The sequence below is a fragment of the Acetobacter sp. DsW_063 genome (assembly GCF_002153745.1).
Lineage (GTDB): Bacteria > Pseudomonadota > Alphaproteobacteria > Acetobacterales > Acetobacteraceae > Acetobacter.
In genome coordinates, this window is record NZ_JOPL01000085.1 from 1 (window position 1) to 411 (window position 411).

A 411-nucleotide genomic window follows, 5' to 3' on the forward strand; every position below is an offset into this window, starting at 1 on the left:
CCAGGTTCACTGGCTGTGGCGCGCCGTTGGCCAGGACGGCTACGTTCTCAATGAAATCCTGCAGACGCGACGCAACACGAAAGCGGCGAGGCGGGTGTTGACGCGGCTTCTCAGGAAGCAACGCGCCAGACCAAAACGCATGATTACAGACAAACTGAAATCATACGGAGCAGCCAGGCGTCAGGTCATGCCGTGCGTGGAACACCGGTCTCATAAAGGTCTGAACAACAGGGCTGAGAACTCACATCTGCCGCTGCGAAAACGTGAACGCGTCCTGCAAAGGTTTCGATCGCCGGGAGGCTGGCAGCGCTTCGTCTCGATCTTCTCCACCGTGCGAAATGGATTCGTCCCGCTAGCCTCAATCGACAACGCCATCTCCCGACATCTGCACCGTCTCAGGGCGTTCGCTCA

At 58.4% G+C, this 411-nt stretch carries 1 protein-coding gene; it reads left to right on the plus strand.

The window, feature by feature from the left end; all coding sequences use genetic code 11:
* Positions 1-411, plus strand: a 411-nt coding sequence (locus HK28_RS11060) for a DDE-type integrase/transposase/recombinase (RefSeq protein ID WP_143217409.1), incomplete at both ends; no start/stop codon positions are given.